This is a genomic window from Desulfogranum marinum (genome assembly GCF_016918565.1).
GTDB classification, from domain to species: Bacteria; Desulfobacterota; Desulfobulbia; order Desulfobulbales; family Desulfobulbaceae; genus Desulfogranum; species Desulfogranum marinum.
On sequence record NZ_JAFFQD010000108.1, the window covers coordinates 1 to 2,754 of the forward strand.

Annotated in this window: 1 protein-coding gene; it reads left to right on the forward strand. The window is 42.7% G+C overall.

Annotated features, from left to right (window positions below):
- Positions 1-433: 433 nt before the first annotated feature.
- Positions 434-2,416: a methyl-accepting chemotaxis protein gene (locus tag JWH17_RS22985; protein WP_232371269.1), complete on the forward strand. Its 1,983-nt coding sequence runs from the start codon at positions 434-436 to the stop codon at positions 2,414-2,416.
- Positions 2,417-2,754 lie beyond the last annotated feature (338 nt).

Here is a 2,754-nt window from a genome sequence, read left to right on the forward strand (position 1 = left end):
CCTTTAGGGGACTTCTGAACTCCGTAAGGTTGGCGGATAAGTAGGAAATGCCAATATAAGTTATGTTGCATGGGAAAGAAGAATTGTTCCCAAAAATAGCGGAATATCTTGAAATGATAGAACAAATTAGCTTTCGGACAATTCGGCGTAAAAACATTATTATTTCAATAGGATAGCTCGACTCGCAACATAACAGGAATAACCTTAATTATGGAAACCTGACTGGTCCTAAATATTGGTAGTTCAAATCTTCATATATCTGCCAGTCAGCTACACCAAAGAATCTAATAGGTTTTTTCTGATAGTGTCTTCTTTCACGGCAAGATGCTTTCCTATTTTTTTTTTTTGACTCTTCGTATCGAACATTGCACAATAACAATATGATGCTTTGCCACTTGCTTTAACGGAAAATCTGCATGCGGAGATCACCTGTATGAAAATTAATATCAAGCTCATTCTAATCAGCACAATAGGCTTTGTTGTAGTTTTTGGTATCACATCGGTCATTACACTTTTGTACTACAACAAACTCAAGGAAGAGCAAATAGTTAAAGCTGCTGCAAACGCTAGGCACAACTTTGAAGTAGCAATGGAAGCTAAAAAAAAGGTGTGGCAAACTAATGCATTGCAGGTCGCAAGTAACCCGGAGGTCATCGCTGCCCTACTCAACAATGATAGGCAAAGAGCCAACAGCATCCTTAAACAGCTTGGAAAGTCCTTTAAGGACAATACCGGCTTTAAAAATGTCCAAGTACACCTAATTGATAAGAACCTTAAATCATTTTATAAATCTTGGGCACCAGATAAGCACGGTGAGTCACTTGATTATTCAACTGGATATAATTTCGTTAAAAATAGTGGAAAGTCACATGCTGCCATGGAGCCCTCCAGTAAGGGCGTCAGGCTTAAAGGCCTTTTTCCTATACGCTCAAGCGATGAGTTTATTGGTATTGCCAATTTCGAAGGTGGCCTTAACTCAATCAAACGTACCCTAAAACCATATAACATTGAGTTTGTATATTTCATGGACGGAAACGACACCAATATTGCGCCGGGCATGAAAAGTAAGACACAAATAGAAGGTTATTATCTCAATCAAAAAGATGTTGATGAGGAATTTTTTAATAACCTAAAACAACCAGGCACTCTTAAAACAGTTTTAAAGCAAGAAGCGACTCTTGATGATAATTTTCTAATGTTCTCTGGTAAGTTCGAAGGATTTGCTGAGGACAAGACAGGTCTATATGTATTAGGAATTAAGACTGATATTCTTATGGACCAGTTCAAGGAACTAAAGTCGCTAATCCAAACCATATTTGGTATTATTTTTTCCCTGTTCACCCTGCTTATGACAGCGATCCTCTTTTTCATAAAAAGAACCGTGGTCAACCCTATTAACGCTGTCGCCAGCAGTATGGAAGAGATCGCCTCAGGTGAAGGTGACTTGACCAAACGTATAACAATCAAAAATAAGGATGAGATCGGAGATCTGGCTGGATGGTTCAACAAATTCATAGAGAAACTTCAAAGTATCGTTCAGCAGATTGCAGGTAATTCGACTAGTATCGCTACTAGCTCAGATGTGTTGTCGGATATTTCCGGCTCACTACTGAAACACTCTGGAGATACTTCCCAGCGGGCCACCAGTGTCGCTGCTGCTTCGGAAGAAATGAGCACGAACCTGGGTAATGTGGCAGCTGCAATGGAAGAATCGGCTACCAATACCAATATGGTTGCCGTTGCCGCTGAAGAAATGAGCTCTACGATCAACAATATTGCCGATAACGCCGAGCGAGCACGTGGAGTTTCCATGGATGCTGTAAATCAGGCAGAAGAGGCCTCAACATTCGTGGATGAACTCGGATCTGCTGCCAGCCGGATAGGGAGGGTGACCGAGACCATCACCGAAATCTCGGAGCAAACCAATCTTCTGGCTTTGAATGCGACCATTGAGGCTGCCAGAGCAGGTGAGGCTGGGAAAGGGTTTGCAGTTGTAGCAAATGAGATCAAGGAGTTGGCAAAGCAGACGGCCGAAGCCACCCTCGAAATCAAGACGCTTGTCGATGCTGTGCAGGAAACTTCAGAGAAGACTGGCAAGGGCATAGGCAGTATCACTGATGTCATTATTGGAGTCAACGAAACCGTCGGTACCATTGCCACTGCAGTGGAAGAGCAGACCGCCACAACCCGTGAAATTGCCGAGAATATAACTCAGGCCAGCCAGGGAATTCAGGAGGTAAATGAAAACGTGTCTCAGAGCTCTACTGTTGCAGCTGAAATCACTCAAAATATTTCACTTGTCTCGAATGCATCATCGGAAATTTCAAACAGCAGCCAAGAGGTTGAAAATAATGCCCAGGAGCTTCTTGAAAGGTCCACCCAACTGAACACAATCATCGGTGGATTCAAGGTATAACTGCCTTGACCATAGAAATTTGTGAATTTCGGGAAGAGGAGATTAACCTTACTCCTGAGGAGGTGCTCTCAACGACTGATCGTTGAAAGTTAACATTGCCACAACGAAGCTAGTCAATGTTGCATTATACCCCAACTTAGGGTGTTTCCTGTGAGGGTACCGTTTCATGCAGATAGAGCAGCTGACTGATAGGAAATCAGACCTTCACAGGAAGAACTGAACCGCTCCGCTATGCTCCGCAGAAAAACCAAAACCCCGCACCAGTAGTACTACCAATACCTCAGCTTACCCGGCACTTCTCTGTTAATCGTTTTTTCTCCCGCTGCCTTTTTGATAAA

What these genes read in the sequence shown, in the direction of transcription:
- JWH17_RS22985 (WP_232371269.1), top strand. Translation starts at nt 434, where the DNA reads ATGAAAATTAATATCAAGCTCATTCTAATCAGCACAATAGGCTTTGTT.